21 protein-coding genes are annotated in these 23122 nt (G+C 37.4%); 3 read left to right on the forward strand and 18 right to left on the reverse strand.

The annotated features are described in order from the left end of the window. Positions 1–98: 98 nt before the first annotated feature. Entirely contained in the window at positions 99–980 is an 882-nt protein-coding gene (locus LIV57_RS16980) for an AraC family transcriptional regulator (RefSeq protein ID WP_227943566.1), read from the reverse strand. 205 nt (positions 981–1185) lie between these two features. Here LIV57_RS16980 and LIV57_RS16985 point away from each other — a divergent pair, with 205 nt between their 5' ends. Then, entirely contained in the window at positions 1186–1530 is a 345-nt protein-coding gene (locus LIV57_RS16985) for a MerR family transcriptional regulator (RefSeq protein ID WP_062671077.1), read from the forward strand. Between the two features lie 106 nt (positions 1531–1636). Here the strand turns inward: LIV57_RS16985 and LIV57_RS16990 are convergent, their stop codons facing one another. Beyond that, positions 1637–1861, reverse strand: coding sequence for a hypothetical protein (locus tag LIV57_RS16990; protein WP_202838507.1), 225 nt, complete (start codon positions 1859–1861; stop codon positions 1637–1639). 237 nt (positions 1862–2098) lie between these two features. On the opposite strand from LIV57_RS16990, the gene LIV57_RS16995 reads away from it, so the two are divergent. Then, positions 2099–3358, forward strand: a complete 1260-nt coding sequence (locus tag LIV57_RS16995) for a helix-hairpin-helix domain-containing protein (RefSeq protein WP_227943567.1) — start codon at positions 2099–2101, stop codon at positions 3356–3358. Between the two features lie 78 nt (positions 3359–3436). Here LIV57_RS16995 and LIV57_RS17000 read toward each other — a convergent pair whose 3' ends face one another. The 8 genes from LIV57_RS17000 to LIV57_RS17035 form a co-directional block, all read right to left on the reverse strand. Next, positions 3437–4660, reverse strand: coding sequence for a hypothetical protein (locus tag LIV57_RS17000; RefSeq protein ID WP_227943568.1), 1224 nt, complete (start codon positions 4658–4660; stop codon positions 3437–3439). Positions 4661–4829: 169 nt separating this feature from the next. Continuing rightward, positions 4830–5552, reverse strand: coding sequence for a 23S rRNA pseudouridine(2604) synthase RluF (rluF, locus tag LIV57_RS17005; RefSeq protein ID WP_110009312.1), 723 nt, complete (start codon positions 5550–5552; stop codon positions 4830–4832). Continuing rightward, positions 5552–6046 carry a hypothetical protein gene (locus LIV57_RS17010; protein WP_202838510.1) on the reverse strand — a complete coding sequence of 165 codons (495 nt, stop codon included), beginning with the start codon at positions 6044–6046 and terminating at the stop codon, positions 5552–5554. Before LIV57_RS17010 ends, rluF begins: the two co-directional genes overlap by 1 nt. A gap of 80 nt (positions 6047–6126) precedes the next feature. Then, complete coding sequence (gene truB, locus LIV57_RS17015; protein ID WP_227943569.1) at positions 6127–6825, reverse strand: tRNA pseudouridine(55) synthase TruB; 699 nt, start codon at positions 6823–6825, stop codon at positions 6127–6129. Then, complete coding sequence (locus LIV57_RS17020) at positions 6822–7232, reverse strand: hypothetical protein (protein WP_227943570.1); 411 nt, start codon at positions 7230–7232, stop codon at positions 6822–6824. Before LIV57_RS17020 ends, truB begins: the two co-directional genes overlap by 4 nt. Beyond that, positions 7232–8050 carry an undecaprenyl-diphosphate phosphatase gene (locus LIV57_RS17025; RefSeq protein ID WP_062671115.1) on the reverse strand — a complete coding sequence of 273 codons (819 nt, stop codon included), beginning with the start codon at positions 8048–8050 and terminating at the stop codon, positions 7232–7234. Before LIV57_RS17025 ends, LIV57_RS17020 begins: the two co-directional genes overlap by 1 nt. Before the next feature lie 110 nt (positions 8051–8160). Then, positions 8161–8457, reverse strand: a complete 297-nt coding sequence (locus LIV57_RS17030; RefSeq protein ID WP_227943571.1) for a DUF3098 domain-containing protein — start codon at positions 8455–8457, stop codon at positions 8161–8163. Positions 8458–8459: 2 nt separating this feature from the next. Beyond that, entirely contained in the window at positions 8460–9359 is a 900-nt protein-coding gene (locus tag LIV57_RS17035) for a cell division protein FtsX (protein WP_110009307.1), read from the reverse strand. Positions 9360–9450: 91 nt separating this feature from the next. Between LIV57_RS17035 and rsmA the strand changes: the two genes are divergently transcribed. Then, entirely contained in the window at positions 9451–10221 is a 771-nt protein-coding gene (rsmA, locus tag LIV57_RS17040; RefSeq protein ID WP_227943572.1) for a 16S rRNA (adenine(1518)-N(6)/adenine(1519)-N(6))-dimethyltransferase RsmA, read from the forward strand. A 127-nt stretch (positions 10222–10348) separates the two neighbouring features. Here the strand turns inward: rsmA and LIV57_RS17045 are convergent, their stop codons facing one another. The 8 genes from LIV57_RS17045 to LIV57_RS17080 all read right to left on the reverse strand — a co-directional run bounded on the left by LIV57_RS17045 (position 10349) and on the right by LIV57_RS17080 (position 23090). After that, positions 10349–12706 (reverse strand): choice-of-anchor L domain-containing protein, encoded by a 2358-nt coding sequence (locus tag LIV57_RS17045; protein ID WP_227943573.1) that lies wholly within the window; start codon positions 12704–12706, stop codon positions 10349–10351. Positions 12707–12994: 288 nt separating this feature from the next. Continuing rightward, the gene (locus LIV57_RS17050) at positions 12995–16579 is read right to left on the reverse strand and encodes a choice-of-anchor L domain-containing protein (RefSeq protein WP_227943574.1); all 3585 of its coding nucleotides are present in this window, start codon (positions 16577–16579) and stop codon (positions 12995–12997) included. A gap of 168 nt (positions 16580–16747) precedes the next feature. Next, positions 16748–19108, reverse strand: coding sequence for a choice-of-anchor L domain-containing protein (locus LIV57_RS17055; RefSeq protein WP_227943575.1), 2361 nt, complete (start codon positions 19106–19108; stop codon positions 16748–16750). Positions 19109–19300: 192 nt separating this feature from the next. Continuing rightward, positions 19301–19870, reverse strand: coding sequence for a hypothetical protein (locus LIV57_RS17060; RefSeq protein WP_227943576.1), 570 nt, complete (start codon positions 19868–19870; stop codon positions 19301–19303). Between the two features lie 11 nt (positions 19871–19881). Next, positions 19882–20652, reverse strand: a complete 771-nt coding sequence (locus LIV57_RS17065) for a TIGR02757 family protein (protein WP_410674000.1) — start codon at positions 20650–20652, stop codon at positions 19882–19884. A gap of 7 nt (positions 20653–20659) precedes the next feature. After that, the gene (locus LIV57_RS17070) at positions 20660–21574 is read right to left on the reverse strand and encodes a ribonuclease Z (protein WP_227943577.1); all 915 of its coding nucleotides are present in this window, start codon (positions 21572–21574) and stop codon (positions 20660–20662) included. Positions 21575–21642: 68 nt separating this feature from the next. Continuing rightward, positions 21643–22218 (reverse strand): RdgB/HAM1 family non-canonical purine NTP pyrophosphatase, encoded by a 576-nt coding sequence (gene rdgB, locus LIV57_RS17075; protein WP_262908372.1) that lies wholly within the window; start codon positions 22216–22218, stop codon positions 21643–21645. Between the two features lie 41 nt (positions 22219–22259). After that, positions 22260–23090, reverse strand: a complete 831-nt coding sequence (locus tag LIV57_RS17080) for a CPBP family intramembrane glutamic endopeptidase (protein WP_227943578.1) — start codon at positions 23088–23090, stop codon at positions 22260–22262. Between the last annotated feature and the right edge of the window lie 32 nt (positions 23091–23122).

A 23122-nucleotide genomic window follows, 5' to 3' on the forward strand; every position in this document is an offset into this window, starting at 1 on the left:
GGGTGGCAAAAATTCAAAGAATTTTTGACGGGGTGGTTTTCCAACACATTTCTCCCCAACCTTAAACCTTAAACCTTAAACTTTGAATTTGGAACTCATTAAGCCTTATATTTCCTCATAAACTGCGTAGGAGTCATTCCGGAGCTTTTCCGGAATACTCTTACAAAGTAGGAATATTCTTCGTATCCCAGTCTAAAGGCAATTTCCACCAAACTCTCGTCGAGATACATGAGCATTCTTTTGGCTTCCAGCACTACTCTTTCAGTAATGACATCAGTTGCTGTTTTTTGAACAACAGTCTGGGCAATCCTGTTCAGATGTTTGGATGAAATACCTAACAATGAGGCATAATGCGTAATGGACTTGTATTTTGTGAAGTTTTGTTCAATCAGATTTTCAAAATCCTGATAATGTTTAAAATAAGAAAGTCCGGCAGCAGAATCCATTGTATCAAAATCTTTTGAAAACAATCTCGCAGCATTAATAAAAATCTGAGACATTAATGATAAAATCAGGCCTTCTTTCATGATATTTTTAGCCTGATGCTCTTCTCCCAGTTCTTTAAATAAACTCATGTTTTTCTTCAATTCCTGAGCGTTCAATTGTAGTTTTCGCGGGAATGATACGGATCCGAAAAACGGAAAATTTCTGAGTTTCTGATTCACATAATGCATTTCATAAAATTCCTGGGAACAAAAGAAAATGTAACCGTCTATATCTTCCGAAAGCTCCCAGCTGTGAATCTGCCCCGGTGACAAGAAGAAAAGACTTCCTTCAGAGACTTCATATCTTTGAAAATCGATCTCATGCACTCCTGTTCCTTTGGTAAAGAGAACTGCTGCATAGAAATCATGTCTGTGAGGCTTCTCTATATGACGATGTCCCAGCACCAAATGACTCTTCATGGTGTTAAAATAAAAATTTGAAGTATTTTTACCCGCCTGGAAAAGATCAATATGAAGAACGGAGATCGGATTCATTGATAAATATCTTAAGGATTCACAAATTTAGATAAAAAGAACCGGTAATAGCTGCCCTTCTTCTCTGTCATGACCAATATGGCTGTTTTTATGATGATTTTTATATCTTTATTTTTCTTTAAAACAAAGTCTGACCGCACTTTTTACAATATATTTTGGATGAAACTTTAAAAAATTTTTATCTTTGAAGTTTAGGAGTTGTAAAATGAAAATAAATTTACCTGATAAGCTGTATTATTCTATAGGAGAAGTTGCGAAAGCATTCGATGTAAACACTTCATTAATACGTTACTGGGAACAGGAATTCCCTATTATCAAGCCTAAAAAAAACAGAAAAGGAAACCGGTATTTCACTCCTGAAGACATCAAAAATCTTCAGATGATCTACCATCTCGTAAAAGAAAAGGGATATACCCTTGACGGAGCCCGTATCGCTCTGACCACCAACAGTAAAATTTCCGAAACCATCACCCTGATCGACCGCCTGGAGTTTGTAAAAGCTGAACTGATCAAGCTGAAAGAGTCTTTAGGAGAACGGGAAGAGGATTAAATGCTTTGAAAATATAAAACCTCCGCTGCAATTCATTGCAGTGGAGGTTTTTATTGATAGTAACACATGGGAAAACCAATGATTCATTATTGCTTTTTGTCCAAAATTATTCTTCTTTCTTAAAACTCACCACCAGATATTCTCCGTTTGAACAGTATTTCTTACAGCTGTCATCTTTGAAGTTTTCAGGCTTTTTGGTGTACTCTTCAATATACCTTGCACTTTCAGCCGTATCAGCCGGAACTATAACAATATGGTAATTGTCAGCCACTGTACTGTCCGCTTTTTTCAATGCCTCTTCCTTGTATTTCAATGCTTCAGTGTAATTCATATTTAAAATCAATTAATAAGGTTAATAAGTATAATGAAAAAATTACAAAAACCAAGCCGTTTGAATAAATGCTATATAAAAAGCAATCAAGAATTTCAGTATCAATTACGAAATTATATCGCATAAAAGACAATATTCCCACCACCTTTTAAACCATAAAACACTTTCTCTTTATCATCTTTAACCATTTCATTATCAGCTATTGCAGTGCTTTATTTTTATTAATAGGTTTACTGTATGATGAGAAAAGACTATTACCGGAAACTGGCATTGATGGTTACATTGCTGACTGTTTTATTAGCCTATCAGAAATACACCAGTCGTGAAAAAGAACCTTTTCCTGAAGTTACCTTTATTAAAGATTCTTCAATACGGGATCTATCAGATTTTGATCCTAATCAACTGGACAAAGAACAGTGGCTGAAACTTGGATTTTCAGAGAAACAAACTGCTACTATCCTTAAGTATAAAGATATGATAGGAGGAAAATTTACTTCAAAAGAGCAGTTGAAAAAATGTTATGCTATTTCCGAAGAGAAATTCAGTGAACTTGCCTCTTTCATCTTACTTCCTGAAGTAACAGAAAAAAAGGATCCAAAAGGATTCTCTTCCTACGGAAAGAAAGAAATTCTGGTTTCAGCGAAATTCAATCCTGATCAGTTTTCTGTCCACGACTGGCTTAAGATGGGTTTCAGTGAAAAGCAGGCAGAAGCTATTATAAAGTATAAAAATTATCTCGGGGGAAGTTTTATCAGTAAGGAAAAGTTTAAAGAATGCTTCATCATCTCCCCGGAAAATTACAGCAAAATCGAACCTTATCTTTTGCTGCCGGCAAAAACTCCGGAAAACTTCAGGAATTTCGCGAAGGATAATCCTGTAAAATCCAGAATTCAATATCATATTTTTGATCCTAATCAACTGGACTTAGAGGGCTGGAAAACACTTGGATTCTCAGAAAAACAAGCAATCACAATCCTCAATTACCGGAACCGGAATTTAAGAGGAAGCTTTAAAAGCCTGGACGATCTGCAGAAATGTTTTGTGATTTCTGCTGAGAAATTTCAGGAAATGAAACCTTATATCAAACTTCAGGAAAAACAGCAGGAAAAAACAGACTTTTCAAAAACAGACCTTAATACCATTACGTTTAAACAGCTTATAGAATTCGGACTGGATGAAAGAAGTGCAGGTTCAATCATTGGTTTCAGAAAGAAACTGGGAGGTTTTATGAATAAGCAGCAAATTCTAAGTACTTACAACATCGATCAGGATCTGGTTCAGAAACTGATTTCAATAGCGCCATTGAATACATCAGATGTTCCCCGGTACTCATTAGTAAATGCACCGGAGGAATGGCTTAAAAATCATCCTTATTTCAAGTACTCAGCAGATAAAATCATATTCTACAGGATCAGTAATCCAGATGATAAAAAAATATGGAAACTTTTAAAACTGAAACCTGAGTATGAAGAAAGAATGAGATTATATGTAAAATAACATGACAACAAGAAGTCGACATAAACTCTTCCGAAACAATATTCCGGAAGAGTTATACTATAAATAATGTCTTACATTTTAGTGATGCATATAACTGCCTGGTCCATTAGTTCCTTCAATAGATTCCGGTAGAATTCCATATTTATTCCTTAAATCTACTGTTCCTAATTTTTTGCCGGAATTAATATCAATGATACTAATCGTACCGGAATTTAAGTTAGGAAGATCCAATAGGTTATTCTGTACTGCTACAACATCTTTTCCTGACTTGGTTTTAAAGAAAGCCATATGATGCGCCCCTCTGTCAGCTTCAAAAGTCTTCAAAAGCTTTAGCTGGGGAAGATTATTTATATCAAAAACAAGCACTCTTCCAGGATCTGCAAAACTTACATAGAGCTTGTTTGTATCATCAATATACATTTCAAGCGCCCAGCCTAATCCTTGTGAACTTCCGTCAAAAACCTTGGTAAAAGCATCATATTTTTTGGCTACGGTATTGTATGGGGCAATCCAGATATCACCGCCAAGCATTGTTGTAGCAAGTGCGTATTGTGGAAATTTTCCGCGAAGCAACAATACCTCAACCGGAGCGGACAAATCTGTTGGTGAGTCTGCTACCTGGTATGTTTCCTTGATTTCATAGGTATTCATATCTAACAAAGTACAGGTATTTCCCATTCCTGTGGTAAGATCAGGGTGAATGGTAGAAGTCACCATCATTAATCCTTTCTCCTCATTAACGGAAATGCCATGCGGATACATGATAAACTTACCGGGATTAGCCTGAATGGGAGCTTTAATCGTTTTGATAAGCTGATTATTATTAGCATTAAAAACGCCAATACTTCCGTCTTTCGGACCTCCTGCCCCACCCATAAAAGTCATAAAATATCTACCGTCATTTGTGAAAAACAAGTTTTCACCTACTGTATTCTCGCCCGTATCAATAGGAGTTGCGCTTATTAATTTCGGCTGTCCGTATTGGTCCTTATCCGTTTTTATTTCATAGAGATAACTGCCTCCCAAAGCAGTGGTAAACATTTTTTTTGCATCCAGATTGTAATAAATATGATGAGGCAATACCCCATTACCCAATTCAAGCTTACTGCTGATGTTTCCAAAATTCGGAGCTTCAGGATCAAGTTCTATAACGGCTATTCCGTCTGATGACCCTTTCAGACTTCTGTAATCAATGTAAAACGAGGTATTATGGGGATGATCGGGATTATGGTTCTCATTTAGGCAACCCGTAGATATTAGCAGAATAACAAATAAGAACACTGAATTCAATTTTAATTTCATGGTTTTGTGATTATCATTGTTAGTATTATAAATATAAAACATTTCCAATGAAAATGAAAATATATTACACTAATATGTGAAAAATAACAGATAACAATAATAAATACAACTCCCGGCAATTAATACCGGAGGTCATGAAATTAAAACCTTTACAATATTTTAGATATTTTTAATCAAATGTTTTACTGGAATCTACCAGCAAAGAATTTAAGGTATTAAGCTCCTCATCAGTCATATCTCTCCATTTCCCTATCGGCAAATCAAGTTTGATATTCATAATACGGATTCTCTTCAGTTTTTTAACTTCATACCCCAGATATTCGCACATTCTTCGGATCTGTCTGTTCAGTCCCTGGGTAAGGATAATTCTGAAATTCATTTCATCAATCTTCTCTACCTCACATTTTTTAGTCACAGTATCAAGGATAGGAACTCCATTTCTCATTTTCTCCAGGAATTTTGGAGTGATCGGTTTGTCTACACGAACCAGATATTCCTTCTCGTGATTATTTCGAGCTCTCAGGATTTTATTGACGATATCACCATCACTCGTTAAGAGAATAAGCCCTTCACTAGGCTTATCCAGTCTTCCGATAGGAAAAATTCTTTTCGGGTGGTTGATATAATCTACGATATTATTTTTTTCACGTTTGGTATCGGTAGTGCAAACGATTCCTACCGGTTTATTAAAAACGATATACACAGGTTTTTCCTGAGGTTCTCTGATGGGTTTTCCGTCCACTTCTACGAGGTCCTCATCAGAAACTTTGGTTCCCAGTTCAGGAATTTTCCCGTTTATCTTAATTCTGCCTTCCTCCAAAAGTTTATCAGCTGCTCTTCTCGAACAGTATCCTGCTTCTGATAAATATTTATTAATACGTGTCTTTTCCATTAGTCTTTTCCGTAACCTGTATAATTTTTATTGCTGAAAAGAGTAATTCCATAGCTTAGGCCTATGAAAAAACCGTCAGCTCCGTCTTTCAGCCGATGTGATTCAAAAACAATTCCTCCTTCCTGGCTCAATCTTTTTGAATAGGAAACCTGCATTCCCAGTCTTCCGCCCCAGAATTCAGTATCTGAAACAGCAGAGTGATTAAGTTGTTTTCCATAATTAATATCGATATAAAAAGGTCTTTCGCCAGGAGAAAAAATAATCTTTGGCTGAATAACCCAATAAATCAGATGATAATTATCCTGGATAAAGCTATATTTAAATCCTGTTCCCAATGCAAAGTTAGGAAGAAAATTATATCCACCCACAGCAGTAATCCCATAAGTAAGATTTCCTAGTGAAGATCTGTTTTCAATATACTGCGAATTGCTGGTCTGGTTCTTCTTATTAATATTAAATCCTACATTCAGAGAAGGATTGAAGTAAAAATCCATTTTTGATTTTCCAGTTTCTGTATCCTGAGAAAATGCTTTACAAAAAGAAAATATTAATAAGAAAATGGATAATTTTATTTTCATAGGCTTTCGAATCTGTACTCGTTATTCAGGAACTGATCTGTAGCATCTTCAATGGCATAGTCACCAATCTTGGTACGTCTCAGCTGTGTCAGATAAGCTCCTACTCCCAATTCCTGCCCGATATCATGGGCCAGACTTCTGATGTAGGTTCCTTTTGAACATCCTACCATAAAACTCACCACAGGAAAATCAATTTTAATATCCTTGATGTAATGGATCGTTGTTTTTCTTGCTTTCATTTCCACTTCTTCACCAGCTCTGGCAAGGTTGTATGCTCTTTCACCATCAATTTTAATAGCCGAATAAACAGGTGGTTTCTGTTCAATTTCTCCAACAAATTTTTCCAACACTTCTTTTACCTGTTGTTCAGTAATATGCGAGATATCCTGTTGAAGAATTTCAGGCTTTTCAGTATCATAGGATTCCGTTTGTACACCAATCTTGATCTCTGTCCAATATTCTTTGGGAGCATCCTGAATTTCAGGAATTTTCTTTGTAAATTTTCCACAGCAGACGATAAGAAGCCCAGTTGCTCTGGGATCTAAAGTTCCGGCGTGTCCGATTTTAAATTTTTTAGGAAGATCAAACTCCCTCTTAAGTTTATATTTCATTTTATTGACAGCCTGGAAAGAAGTCCAGTCCAAAGGCTTATCCAATAAAAAAATGTATCCTGATTTCAGTTCTTCAGCAGTCATTCTTTTCCAATATTGTCTATTTCTCTCACTTGTTTGAAACTAACTTTATATTTATTTACAAGATAAAGAAGAATTATTAAAAATACAGTTATTACAGCTTTACAATAATAAGGGATATAATCATAATAATGATTAAAAAATAAAGCAATAAAAGATTTAATATTTATTAATAAAACTAATATGAGATAAATATTTATTAATCGTATTGTAATTCTTTTTTTGTTAATCAAGAAAATGAAAATTATAATTGCAAAAATAAGAATACTTGTTACAAAAATATCATGTTCTAAACCTACATTATAAGCAAAAGGATGGATATTTAAAGGAATAAAGATAAAGCCACCAAGGATGAAAAATAACAGACAAAGTAGATAAACAAATTTCTCTTTAAATAATATGTTTTGCATTATTTAAAGAAATAAAAATAAATCAACAGGGCAACTCCAACAAAAATACGGTACCAGCCCCAAGGTTTGAATCCATATTTGTTAAGCACACCAATAAATGCTTTAATGGCAATAAGTGCTACAATAAATGCTACAATATTTCCTACCACGAAGATCATAATGTGATCCTGTGAAGACATAATCATTTCATATCCTTTCTGTGGATTTGCGGTTTCTTTTCCCCAGGTCTTAACAAAAACTGAGTACACAGTTACCGCAAGCATGGTAGGAACTGCAAGAAAAAAAGAGAATTCTGCAGCAGCCTTTCTGGTAAGACCTTGTGCCATTCCCCCAATGATGGAAGCAGCACTACGGCTTGTACCCGGCATCATTGCAAGACACTGCCAGAAACCAATGGTAACAGCATTTCTTATCGTAATTCCTTTTTCATCATCAATCTTAGGATTCTTAAACCATTTATCGGCAAACAATAAAACTACACCACCCAACACCAATACGGAAGAAATCGCAATCTGGTTCCCAAGAACGGCTTCAATTTTATCATCGAATAAATATCCCAACACCAAAGCCGGAACGACCGCAAATGCAAGTTTGAAATAGAACTGAATATTATTTAAGTCAAAAAACTTTTTCCAATAAGCTACTACCACCGATAGAATAGCTCCAAACTGAATAGACACCTGAAACATTTTTAAAAATTCTGTTTCTTCCAACCCCATAAGATTCGCAGTAAATCCCATATGTGCTGTAGAGGAAATCGGAAGATATTCCGTCAACCCTTCTACAATGGCAATAATAATTGCTTTGATTAAATCCATATTCTTTTAAAAATTAAAAAGATTAAAAGATTTAAGAATTAAAAAATCAGCTCACTGGCTTACATCTTTCAATTCTTAAATTTTTTAATCCTTAAATAAAATTATTTTATTTATTTTCTTTTTAAGATCGCGTACACTTCTATTACAAATCCTATAACAACGAACAGAGGTGCTATTCTGATTCTTCTGATAGAAAAGATCCCGTCATTCCATGAGTTAGGATCAAATTTTCCGTCTACCGTATTGGCATCAGGTCCCATCATAAGTAGAAATCCTACTACAATGAAGGCTAATCCGATCAGCATCCATTTGAAATTCTGCTGTCCGAAATAGAAAGCGTTTTCCTGTGGTACTTCAGCTTCATGCCCGTAGTCTGAAGCAGAAAATTTATTTGTTTTTTTGCTCATTATTAAGAGTAATATAAATCGTCAACGTTTGATTTCAAGAATCTCCATGTAGCGAAAATGGTACTTAAGACAGAAATAAAAATTCCAACACCCAGTACCAGGATTACTAACCAGAAGTACTGGTTATTGTCTTGTACGAAAGCAGAACCAATCTGACTTGTGAAATAATACCAGACTCCGCCCAAAGCGAGAAGACCTATAACAGAACCGATAGCTCCTAAAATAATAGCTTCCACAATGAAAGGTTTAAGGATAAATCTTCTTTTCGCCCCTACAAGCTGCATAGTTTTAATAATAAATCTCTTCGAGAATATTTTGAGACGGATAGAGTTGTTGATCAATACAACAGCCAATATCAGGAACAGAACCGAAAATCCTAAGATCCATTTCAGGATTCTGCTCAGGTTATTGTAGACATCTACCATCAGAGTACTGTCATTTTTAACATCAATAATTCCGGGAACGGATTTGATTTCTTTAATAGCTTCATCAATTTTTGCTGGATCTACGAACTCCGGCTTTAAAGCCACTTCAATAGAAGAAGGGAAAATATTTTCCTCAAACAATGCATCACTGTCGATTCCCATACTTTTCTTGGCTTCTTTTGCCGCCATTTCTCTTGAAATATAAGTCGCTTTTTTTACAGGAGCTAATAACTGTACCTTTTTAAAAGTTTCTTCCTCAAGTTTTGCAATTTTTACAGAATCTTTAGCGTCATAGTTTTCATCAAAGTAGGCATTCACTACCAACTGTTCTTTGATATAGTCAGAATACTTCTGGGCATTAATCAGAATAAGCCCCATTAATCCTAACAAAAATAACACTAAGGCAATACTTATCACTACTGTAATATTGCTGGACCGAAGCCTTTTCTTATTAAATTCATCTACAGATTTAGCCATTAATATTAAAATTTTTGGCTAAAATAGAAAAAATCTTCCGAAATTTGGGACGAAATAAAGAAAATCACTGTTAATAAAATCATAAAAAACTTTGAGTGTAAAAGCAAAAAAACATCTTGGACAGCACTTCCTGACAGATGAAAATATCGCAAGAAAAATCGTAGAAGGTCTTAGTTTTGAGAACTATACCAACATCATGGAAGTAGGTCCCGGAATGGGGGTTCTTACCAAATATCTTCTTGAAAAGGATCAGAACATTTATCTTGCCGAAATAGATACGGAATCTATAGAATACCTGAAAAACAACTATACAAAAGTAACTGAAGAAACTTTTGTTGGCGATTTTCTGAAGCAGGATTTCAGTTTTATCAAGGATGATCAGATTGCGATCATTGGTAATTTCCCTTATAACATTTCTTCACAGATTCTGTTTCAGATTGTAGATCATTACAAGCTGATCCCGGAAATGGTAGGAATGTTCCAGAAAGAGGTAGCGGAAAGAACGGCAGCTGTTCCGAGAACTAAAGATTATGGTATTCTTTCTGTTCTGATACAGGCTTATTATGATGTATCTTATATGTTTACGGTACATGAGAATGTCTTCAATCCTCCTCCAAAAGTAAAATCGGGAGTAATAAGACTTACAAGAAACCCTAAAGAAGGGCTTGCAGGCAATGAAGTTCTGTTTAAGCAGATTGTAAAAACAGGTTTCAACCAAAGAAGGAAAAAGCTTTCCAATGCTTTAAAAACACTCAATATTCCTGAAGCCTTGAAAGGACACGAATTTTTAGATAAGAGAGCCGAAGAACTTAGTGTAGCAGATTTTATACACTTTGCCAATCTGTGGAAAGAAAATCAATAAAATAATCATTATAAAGCTTCCTTACAGGGAGCTTTTTTGTTGAATACATTACAATACACTGTCTGTTAAAAGCAGAAAGCCTTTCAAATAAATTCGAAAGGCTTTCTTTTATAGTACATTATCAATTTTAGTTTCTGTTTTTCAGCATGATCCATCCTGACCAGTTCATCTGGGCTTTTGATTTCGGATACTCAAAATTGAACTTATACCAGTAAGTTGCCGTAGGAAGTCTCTTACCACTTACTGTTCCGTCCCAGACAGGATTTTCTTTTGAGAATCTGAACATTTCCACTCCATATCTGTCATAGATAGAACCCGTAAAGTTTTTAAAGTCTCCAAGAGCCTTAAGATCCAATACATCATTGATTCCGTCTTCATTCGGAGTAATGATATTGTTGATCTGCAATGTAAAGAATTCAAGAGATCCTACACAGTGTGTCCCTACTCTTCTTACCAAAACAGTATAGTTTGTATTGTCTAAAAGATTCGTAAATACGTTTGAATCCTGCCATGTGATACCACCATCAAGAGAATATTCCAAAGTGCTTGGTGTATTGTTCATTGGCGGGTTTTCAGCAGTAATTGTTACTGTTTTTTTGATGCTTTCATAATTTAATGCAGTAACAAAAGGAGTTGCTGCCCCCATTACTTTGGCTTCAAAAACTTTCTTACAGATACCATTATCAATTTCTACTGAGTAGATTCCCCATTGGTCTACATTAATTTTACGTGTTGTAGCACCTGTACTCCAAAGATATTTGTAGCCATCGCCAGCTCCTGCATCCAGAGTTACAATATCACCGACACACATTTCAACATCTTTTAATGTAGAGGTAATTTCTGGTGTCACTTCAATTCTGATCGTTGCCGGATTAAGAGATTTACATCCTTTTGCCCCAATCGCATATACTGTAAATGTTGTAGTCTGATATAGAGTAACCGTCTGCATATTCCCTGTTCCCATGAAATTGCTCCAAAGATAGGTATCTCCTCCTTCAGCCGTAAGGGTTACGGATTCTCCCGGACAGATTTTAATTCTGGAAGCCTTCACTTTAGCGGTTGGCGTGGCTTCTTTCTGTAATGTCAATTCTACAATTTTACTACAGAATCCTCCATTGGAAACAAGAACATACAGAATCTGGCCATCGTTACCATTATAATTTAAAGGTGTCTGAATATAGTTGTTATTCTGTGCAACAGCATCCGCCTGATTTTCATAGAATTTAAAGACAGCTCCAGGCGTCGGGCTGATGGTAGGCATAATTGTACTTAAATCGAAAGTAGTAATATCCGGTGTGGTACAAAGCAGCAATGTAGCATCCTGAGCCTGAGGTGTTGTTCCTCCGTGAATCTGGATTGAAGCTTTACCCGGACAAGGGTTACCAGGAACACTTACCTCGATCGTATAAGTACCGGGCTGTATTGCAGTAATGGTATTGGTTGTAGCATTCGGGATTGGTGCTCCATTAAAGAACCACTGGTAAACAAGGTTAGGATCATTTACAGAAGCTGTAATGACCTGAGGTACATTATCACATACATTAATATCTGAAGGCAGTTTTGTTCCTGCAGGATCTAAAAGATCTACCCCGATATTGAAAGATCCTCCTTCAAGGAATACGGCAGAGTCATAACTATGGTCACTGTAATCGGCAATTACCATTTTGAAGTGGTATTGCTGTCCTGCTACTACTGTGGCTGTGGCAGTCAATGGAATTGTTCTCCCGTTAAAATTGGTTTCAACGTTCCCGGTGTTATATCCTGCAAAATACTGTTCGTTTACAGCACCACAACTGGTTCCGATTGCAGGGTGGATATTGGTAATACTCACCGGACCTGCACCTCCCGGAAGTACTGCCATATTCACATAAGGTCCTCCTGAGGTAGGTTTAAGCAAAATAGCAAATGCATCTGCAAAGGTACAAGGGAAAGATCCAGTATATTCTTCTGATGCAATAAGGTAATTAAATTTGATCTGAGAAGTTGTAGGAACGAAGTCAAACTCCAAAAGAACGGCATCATTCAGTCTGCTTTCCACAACCCCGATCACCTGTGCAAGATCAGCATCTGATCCTCCACCGTTGACATCACTCAGACCACCCTCAAAAGTATTACCAGCTCTTCTTGCATACCCTGTGGAAAGAATAAGCCCGTCTTTAAAAGGGAAATTGGTTGCAGCCTTATGAAAATATCCCCATGCTCTGTTTGCCTCACTTGCAGCGTGGTTAGGAGTAATCTTCACATTGGTTACATTGGGAGTAAGGCAGGTATTGGTCCCGGAAGAGATCAATACATCTTTAACCATTTTTTCAATAGTATAAGCGGTTTCAGGATACTGCGGAGCATTCACATCAATAAAAGCACCAGCTCTGGCAGACAGATTTGAGGGTGTTTCTTTGGCGTGTTTTCGTGGTGGCAGATCTTGTGAAAATAAAAAAGTCGAGATGACTAAAAAAAATAAACAAAGCGGTAGATATCTTCTCATAATATTTTTGTTTCAACAAATTTAATTTTTTTTTAAATATCTCGCATACATATTTATATTTTTTACTATAAAAAAACAAAACAAGAAGCTTTTACAGTAAATTTTCATTAATCAATCCCTATCCGGACAAATCATACTTCTTGTGCCAGCATCGTATTACAAATCATTTTAACATATTTTCCACTTATTTTAAATAATTCACAAAACATGATAATATTTATTCATCAAATCAAAAAAAAATCTTTCATTACTGAAAGATTTTTTTTTTGATTTTTATTTTTATAAAATCTAGTTTCTGTTCTTCAGGAGAATCCATCCTGAACGCTGTTCCATTTTCTTACTGGCTGGATTTTCCCATTGTACCCTGTACCAATAAGTAGCAGTAGGAAGATTAATTCCCTTTAAAGATCCTGTCCAGATAACATTTCCTTTACTTGCTTTGAATACTTCAGCACCGTACCTGTCGAAAATAGAAGCTGCGAAGTCTTTGTAACCGCTTATTCCGGTGAAATCAATAGTATCATTGATACCATCCATATTAGGGGTAATAGCGTTGCTGATAATGAATGTAAAATAATCCAGCGAAGTACCGCATTTAGCACCTTTCACTCTAACCATTACAGTATACATGGTATTGTTCAAAATACCTGTAAACACATTCGATTCATGCCATGTCAATCCTCCATCGATGGAATATTCTAAAACTCCGCCTGTAGGGTTACTTGCCGTAAGCGTAAGAATGTGATTATCATACACAATATTGGTAAACTGCGGCAGATCAGGATTAATAAGCTGTGCTGAGAAAGTTTTGGAACAAACCCCATTACTGATTGTCACAGAATATGTTCCGGGAATATTCGTTGTTATGGTTTGAGTAGTGGCTCCCGTGCTCCATACATAAGTATAGTTTGGTCCTGAACCGGCATCCAGCGTTCCTTTATCTCCGGCACAGACAAATACATCTTTTAATGTAGAAACGATTGCAGGAACGACTTCAATCTTAACTTTGGCAGGATCCACAGAGCTGCATCCGTTTCCTCCCAATGCATATACTGAATATTCTGTTGTTGCTGTAGGAGTAACTACCTGAGTGTTTCCGTTTCCTGTAAGACCTATCCAGTTATATGTAATTCCACCGGTGGCAGTCAATGTTACAGATTCACCTTCACAGATTTTTAATTTAGATGCTGTAAGCCCTGCAATTGGCGGACCTACCTGAACAGTAACTGACGCTGGTGTAGCAGAAATACATCCGTTAGCTCCAACGGCAAATACCGTATATACAGTAGTTGTGGTAGGCGAAACCACCTGGGTATTTCCATTTCCTGTAAGACCATTTCCCCAGTTATAAGTTACCCCTCCGGAAGCCGTTAATGTTACGGATTCTCCCACACAGATACGGGGTTGTGATGAAACTAATGCAGCAACAGGCTGTACTTTATCTTCCTGTACTGTTACTGTCGAAGTAAAGGTACAGCTCAGGTTTCCTGGCTGTGATACATTCGTCACTGTTAAAGTATAGGTTCCGCCGGCACTTACAACAGGGGTAAGTGTATTAGCTCCGGAGACAATAGTACCTCCGGTGGTTGTCCATGCAATGGTAGATCCTGCCGGTACAACAGACGCTGATGCATTGATGGTAACCTGTGGTGTTGTACAGGTAATTGTTTGTGGTGCAGCAATGGTAAGCGTAGTTTGAGCCGTGCTTAGTAACTGCAGAGATACTACATAGCTGCAGCCTCCATTACTTACCAGTACATAAATAGTCTGGCTTCCTCCCGGCGGCGTATATGTTGTAGGCGTTACAATAAAGTTTCCGTTAGCAGCATTGGCATCAGCCTGATTGACGTAGTAAGTAAAAGTAACTCCTGCAGTAGTAGTGATCTGAGGCTGGGCTTCTGTAAGATTATAAGTTAATCCCGGCTGATAACATTTATGAAGTATTGCATTTTGCGCTGTAAAAGGTTCTGAAACTTCTATTGTTATCGTTGCAGGGTTTTGAGAAACACAGCCATTCGCCCCTACTGCTGTTACGGTATAAGTAGTGGTGGCAGTAGGTGAAACAACCTGTGTACTGCCGTTTCCTGTAAGGCCATTACCCCAGTTATAGGTAGCCCCGCCTGAAGCGGTAAGTGTTACAGAATCTCCTTTACAGATTTTTATTTTGCTTGCTGTAAGCCCGGTAACCGGCGGAGCGCTGTTTCCTGTCACGGTTACGGTTCCTACCGCTGTACAGCTGATATTTCCAGGCTGATACACTTTTGTAATGGTTAAAGTATAAGTTCCTGCAGCATTAATCACAGGATTTAAAGTCGTTGCCCCTGAAACAATATTCCCTCCCGTAGTCGTCCAGTTGAAAGTAGCACCTGCCGGATAAACGGAAGCTGATGCATCCAGCGTGGTCTGAGAATTGTTACAGGTAAGCACTGCCGGAGGGGCAATGGTAGGTATCATCTGTGGAGCTTTTACCAGTTGGAGTTGTGCTACTTTTGCACAGAAACCGTTGGCTACTCTTACATACACCGTTCCACCTGCACTCTGATGAGCTGTTGGATTAGGGATTGTATTGGCATTTCCTGCATTGGCATCCGCCAAGGTAGTATAATATGAAAACACAGCTCCCGGAGTAGTACTTATCGAAGCTTGTGCTGATGTTAAATTAAAAGTTGCATTTCCGGCAGCATAACAGGCTGTTAATGTAGCATTCTGTACTGTAGGAGATGTTCCGCCAACTACTGTAATAGTAGCTTCTCCTGGACAGGTATTCCCCTGGATGAAAACCTTAACGGTGTATACCCCTGGTGCAGTTGCCGTGTAACTTGCATTGGTAGCTCCTGCAATCGGAGTAGTACCCTGATACCACTGATACGTTATATTAGGTCCCTGCACAGAGGCTGTAAAAGTCTGTGGTGTATTATCACACATATTGACAGAGTCAGGAAGCTGCACGCCAGCCGGATCCAAGATTTTCACCCCGATATCAAATGATCCTGCTTCAAGAAATACTGCTGAATCAAAGTTGGGATCCTGATAATCCGCAAGCACAATTTTAAAATGGTAAGTTTGCCCGGGAATAACAGTTGCTTTTGCTGTCAGAGGAATAGTACGTCCATTAAAATTGGTTTCAATCTGAGCGGTATTGGTTCCTCCGTAATAGGCTTCATTCTTAGGCCCGCAGTTTTGATATTGCGGGTGGATATTCGTTACACTAACAGGCCCTGCTCCTCCCGGAAGCACTGCAAGATTGGTATAAGTAGGATCTGTTGATTTTTTTAACAGCAGAGCAAAACCGTCCGTGATGGTACATGGAAAGTTTTGCTGATATTCTTTAGAAGCAAATAAATATCTGAATGAAATTTCAGTAGAGGCAGCCACAAAGTCAAATTCTATAGAGGTGGCATTGGTGAGGTTAGTATTACCGATTCCCAACGCATTCGCAAGATCTATATCACCTCCGGTTCCAAGATCATCACTTAAAGTTCCCTGAAGAGTGTTCCCTGCTTTATTGGCATATCCGGTAGAAAGGATAATCCCTTTACTGAAAGGAAAATTGGTATTTGATTTATTAAAATATCCCCAGCTTCTGTTCTGATTGGTAGCAGCCAGGTTGGGGGAAACAGTTACATTACTTACTGTTGAGCTGGTACAGGTGGAACCTCCGGATATGAGAACATCATTGATCAGTTGGGTAATAGGATAGCCGGATTCCGCGTAACTGGGTGCATTCACATCTATAAAGGCACCTGCTCTCAAAGAAGCAGCAGTAGGTTTTGATGCTATTTCTACCCTTCCTTTATTTTGAGCCAAAATAAAGTTCCCCATGAAAGCTAAAAATAACGCTAAAAATAAATTTCCTATCCTCCTATTTAACATTTTATATTATTTTAAACAAAAATACTATTTTTTTTAATTGAAATTCAAGTTAACACAATTTACATTATTACTAACGCAAATTTATTTATGTTAGAATATCAACTCTGTTTATTTTAAAATAATAAAAAAAGACTGACAAAATAGTCAGTCTTTCAATTATAGTTCAAATTATTCTATATTTTTAAGCAATATCCAGCCTGTTTTCACGGTAAGTTCCTTGCTCGCAGGATCTTCGAAGGTTACCTGATACCAATATGTTGAAGTAGGAAGCTTTTTACCCTGGAAATATCCGTCCCAATACGGTCTGGTCTTTTCTGCTTTGAATACTTCTCTTCCATATCGGTCGAAAACCTGTCCGCTGAAGTCTTTATAATTAACCACACCACTGAAATCTATGGTATCATTAATATTATCCCCGTTTGGAGTAATTACATTTTTCATGACGAATGTGAAGAATTCAAGGAAACCTACGCAGCTTGTAAATTTAACCCGAACTCTGATTGAAATGATTTTATTTTTAGGGACATTATTAAATACATTGGAAGACTGCCATGTAACTCCGTTATCTACTGAATATTCCAGGATACCGTTACTTGGATTACTTGCTGTAATGATCATGGTTCCACTCTCATTATAATCCACTTTTATCACTTCCGGAATTACAGCTTTAATCACCTGAGTTTCGAACTCTTTTGAACAAACCCCGTTACTGATTACTACTGAATACTCCCCAGGAGTACCTACAGTAATGCTCTGACTCGTTTCACCAGTACTCCACTGATAGGTATATCCTGGTCCTGAACCCGCATCCAGAATAATTTTATCTCCCTGACAGATATGGCCGCCTTTTAAATTCGAAACAATAGCCGGTACTACTTCAATGGTAATACGTGCCGGCTGAAGAGATTTACATCCCTGTGCTCCGATAGCATATACCGTATAGGTAGTCGTCTGAGTTGGACTTACCGTTCTGATTCCTCCGGTAGCGGCTGCTGAATCACTCCATTCATAGGTTACACCGCCGGTAGCGGTTAACAATACGGATTCTCCGGCACAGATTTTCAATCTTGGTGCTGTAACCAATGCTGTTGGTGTTTCTTCTTTTCTTAACGTTAAGGTTGCAATTTTACTACAGAAAGCACCATTGGAAACCAGAACATATAATATCTGTCCATCTGTTCCTGTATAATTGGTAAGATTGGTGATATAACTGTTATTTTGAGCCTGCGCATCAGCCTGATTCGCATAAAAACGGAATACCGCTCCCTGCGTTGTACTGATCAGAGGTTTTGCTGTTTCCAGATTAAAGCTGGTAATTGCTGGTGTGGTACAGAGTTTAAGCTCAGCATTTTGTACAGTAGGGCTTGTTCCTCCAACAATGGTAATAGTAGCTTCGCCAGGACACTGATTTCCCGGAACCATTACTTTTACCGTATAAACTCCCGCCTGGGTAGCTACATACACGGCACTGGTTGCCCCCGGAATGGCCACTCCGTCTTTGTACCATTGATAAGTCATGCCCGGAATAGCTGCTACCTGTGCCTTCAATTGTTTTGGAGTATTATCACACATGTTGATACTGCCCGGCAGCACTACTCCTGCTTCATCTACAATTTTAATTCCCACGTCAAAAGATCCACCCTCTAAGAAAACTGCAGAGTCATGCGAAGGATCTTTTGCATCAGCCAATACCATTTTGAAATGATAGGTCTGCCCTGGAATTACATCTGCAACAGCTGTCAGAGGTGTTGTTCTTCCATAGTAATTAATAACCAGATGCGGATTGGCCAAAGCCCCGAAATAATTAGCATTGATAGGCCCACAGCTGAATCCGTTTCCTGCAGGAACGATGTTGGTTGCGCTTACAGGTCCCGCACCTCCCGGCAGTACAGCCAGATTGGTATAAGTAGGATCTCCCACTTTTTTCAGCAAAAGGGCAAAGGCATCGGAATACCCGTCACAAGGATAGTTGGAAGTATATTCATCTGAAACGAAGATATAATTAAATTTCACCTGATTGGAATTCGGAACGAAATCAAATTCAAGAGCCACGGCATCCGTTAAGCTAACGGTAGCTCCGGTAGCGGCTACAAGATCTGCATCACTTCCTGTTCCTACTGATTGTCCTACAGCTGATACATAGCTATTACCGGCTTCTGAAGCGTATCCTGTAGTAAGGACAATACCATCGGTAAAAGGAAAGCTGGTAGTTCCTTTATGAAAATATCCCCAGAATCTGTTGCTGTTGGTCACATCATGATTAGGAGATACGGTAACGTTGGTTACATTGGCTGTTGTACAGTTGGTACCGCCATTGATCAGAATATTCTTTACCAACTGCTCCGGTGTATAATTGGAAGGTGTATATGGAGGTACATTCACATCAATGAATGCTCCAGCTCTGAGACTGGCCGCAGAAGGTTTTATTTTTTCAGACTTCCTGACAGGTCTCGTTTGAGAAAATGCAGAAACAGAAATCAATAAAAAAGAAAAAAGGAAAAAATAGTTTTTTAGTCTATAAATTAACATTTTGTTTTCATTTGTTCAAATGTAGCAAAAATAATTATACTAAATCAGCCTTTAACATTACTATTTTATAATCAGACCAGTAGATTCACAACATTTTTTTCTTATTATTACATTTTCCGCAAATCATTTACAGGAGAAATTAACCCCAAAAAAACAGACCAATATATTGATCTGTTTATATTTTAATTGTCATTATTCCTCTGGCAATTTATCATCTTTTTTCAATTGGTCTATTTCATTCTGCAATTGAGAGATAATATCTTTTAGCGCTTTAATTTCGTTCTTGTTTGAGCTGACATTACTCTTGAGCATTACATTTTTCGCTCTTTCATTGTGATCTTCTTCATCTTCGTCTTCATTAATTTCTTCAATATCTTCGCTGATTTCCTCAATGTCTTCCTGGATATCTTCTATATCCTCATTGATCTCTTCAATATCTTCGCTGATTTCTTCAAGATCTTCCTGAATGTCTTCGATATCTTCGCTGATCTCCTCAATGTCCTCCTGGATATCTTCAATTTTCTCATGGCTTTTATTCACAGACATCTGAATGAAGATTGCCAGATAAATAGCTTCCAGGGAAAGTACGGTCGTAAGAATCAGAAGCATTTTATCAAAATCCACGATATTCAGCATCGGAAGTAAAAACGAGGTAAGGAACAGCAGGGTGTGAACAATCAGGGACTGAATAGATCCGATCCATGAGGTAATGCTGTCTGCAATTTTCTCAAGAACCTCTGTTTTTTCGTTATATTTTTTCATCCTTTCTATTTTTACAACAGTTCTTTTGTTACTCCTAATCCAAACAATGCAAAATCATATTTTGCAGGGTCTTTTTCATCAAATTTTCTGATGGCAATATCCAGTTCCTCCACTGTTTTCCAGTCATTTTGTGTCCTAGAAACCAATCCCAGTTTTCTGGAAATGTTCCCGGTATGTACATCCAGAGGAATGGAAAGATATTTCTGATCGATATTTTCCCAGATTCCAAAGTCTACTCCTCTTTTGTCTTTACGCACCATCCATCTTAAAAACATAATAATCCTTTTGGCTGAAGAATTTTTGTAAGGTGAACTGATGTGTTTATGACTTCTGTGCTTTTCTGTTTCCAGAAATCCGTTTCTGAATCTTTCTATGGCATGCAGAAAGTTATTTTCTGTCTTTTTTACTTTAAATAAACTTTCCAGGCTTTCATTTTCTCTGTAAATTCTGTTGAACTGCTTAATAAAATAAGAGAAATCCTGTCCGTTGAAAGTTCTGTGAATACTTTTATCCTGAATACTTTCCAGATCTTTTTCAGAATAATTCATTACAAAATCATAAGGAGAATTTCCCATAATATCAAGCATTTTATCCGCAGAACTAATGATCGACTTTCTGTTTCCCCAGGAAATCATAGCTGCCAGAAATCCTGCAATTTCAATATCCTGTTTTAAAGAAAAACGATGAGGAATCTGTATCGGATCATTTTCAATAAAATCAGGAGCGTTATACTGATCTGCTTTTTCGTTGAGAAAATCTCTGAGTTCTTCAAATTTCAGCATATTCATTCTAAATCTTTACACTCTCCAATGCTTTTGGTAAAAATGTATTGGGAAATATTTGTCTCGCCTCATCAGTAAATACGGTCAGGTCCCCGTATCTGTTGGAAAAGTGGCCTAAAATCAGCTTCCCGACCTGAGCTTTCTGCGCAATGGTAGCTGCTTCCAAAGCTGTGGTATGACCTGTATAATCAGCCATTTCCTTAAGATCATGTAAGAATGTGGATTCATGATACAAAACCGTCACATTTTTAATAATCGGGATGACACTTTCAAGATAACGGGTATCACTGCAAAATGCATAGGATACCGACGGAGCGGGATCAACAGTCAGAATTTCATTTTTAAGAACATAGCCATCACTCAATACAAAGTCCTTCCCTGCTTTGATATTGTGATAATCGCAGGTTTCAATTTCGCTGTATTTCGCAATCTCCTTCATATTAAGATGTCTGTCTTTCGGCTTTTCTTTAAAAAGATAACCGTTACAGTAGATTCTGTGGTCCAGCGGAATAGTATATACTTCTACCCTGTTGTCCTCATATATTTTTTCAGAATAATCTTTATCCAGTTCATGATAAATCACTTCAAAACCACGGTGGGTTTCCGTGATCTGAAAAATAGTTTCCAGCATCTTCTTAATTCCTTTAGGACCATAAACATGCAAGGGCATATCTCTTCCTAAGAGGCGGAAAGAAGCTATAAGCCCCGGCAGCCCAAAACAATGATCTCCATGAAGATGAGAGATAAAAATATGATTGATTTTTGAAAATCTTGCTTTTGCTTTTCTCAGCTGAACCTGTGTACCTTCTCCACAATCGATCAGGAAGAGTCTTTCTTCCATTTCCAGCAGCTGTGCTGTAGGTGAAGTGTTGATGGTAGGAATCGCAGAGTTAAAGCCTAATATTGTTAAATAAGTACTCAAATCAATAATTTATGATAACAAATGTACAACAGAAAAACTAAATGGGGATTTTGTCCTGATATTTAAACTTAATCGGTTACTTTTAAAAAATCCATAAACAGGTCTAATGCCTGTTTGCGGTGACTGATTTTATTTTTGTCTTCAGGATCCATTTCTGCAAAGGTTCTTTCATATCCTTCAGGAACAAAAATCGGATCATACCCGAAGCCTTTGAAACCTTTATTTTCTGTCAGTAAATTTCCATGAACTCTGCCTTCAAAATATTGAGCCCCGTTTTCATCATAATAGCACAGAACCGTTACAAAATAAGCCTTTCTGTTCTCAATTCCCTGCATTTCTTCCAATACCTTTTCGATATTTTTTGCGAAATCATGATCTCCGGCATAGCGGGCTGAGAAAATCCCAGGTCTTCCATCCAAAGATTCTACGACCAAACCGCTGTCATCTCCCAAACTTGGAATACCTGTTTTTTCAAAGCAATATTTAGCCTTGATCAGGGCATTGGCATGAAATGAATCTCCGTCTTCTACAATTTCTTCGTGAATATTATAATCGGTAAGACTTTTCACCACGCAGTCACTTCCCAGGATCTGTTGGATTTCTTCTTTTTTATGTTCGTTGTGTGTAGCTACTAATAATTCCATTTCTATATTCATTTTCAATTTTACTTTCTTAATCGGGTTACTTACATTTCAGCATAATGTACTTTATACTTTTTCATAAACAGGTAATAGAATAAGGAAAAAAGTACAATTCCTGCAGCTAATACTAGCCATTCTGAAATATGAAGAACTTTTGCAAAACTCTCATCTTTACCATACAGAACCAACAACGACAGTGTTAAATTATTAAACGCATGCAGTAATATCGGCATCAGTAAAGATTTTGTTTTATAATAGACCAATCCAAGCACACAGCCCAGCATCACTGCACTGATAAACTGCCATGGATTTCCGTGAACTATTCCAAAAATAATGGAAGCATACAGAATCGCTTTCCAGGGTTCTACTCCTTTATTGATCAATCCTTTCTGGATAATTCCTCTGAAAATAATTTCCTCAAAAACGGGAGCCATAATAACAGTCATGATAATCATTATCACCGGATTGTCTGTCAATTGGCTCATCAGCCTTGTAAAATATTCATAAAAATCTCCGAAAAAAGGCCCTGTAGTTGGGATCTGAGCGGCTACAAATTCAGAAATAAACATCATTCCCGCCATCATTGGAAAGATGAGGAGATAGGTTGAAAAATTAACTGATGACATGTTGAAATTAAGCTTTTTTTGCGTGGTACGCCTTACGATAAAAAAGTCAAAAAAGACAATAGCAGTAAGGAACCCTACAGAATTCGCTACCATCAGAAACCAGTCTTTCAATTCAATATTTTCCCTGAAAACCACTTTCCAAAAAGTACTGAATAAAGAAACGGCCATTGTTCCTACGAATAATCCAACCACCAAGACAACACCGCCCAACCATGTAAACGTAAACTTCGGATATTTGCTATTTTCCATCCTTTCTCTGTAAAAAGTTTATGAAAAACAAA

This window comes from Chryseobacterium sp. X308 (genome assembly GCF_020733145.1).
In the GTDB taxonomy this organism is placed as follows: Bacteria; Bacteroidota; Bacteroidia; order Flavobacteriales; family Weeksellaceae; genus Chryseobacterium; species Chryseobacterium cupriresistens.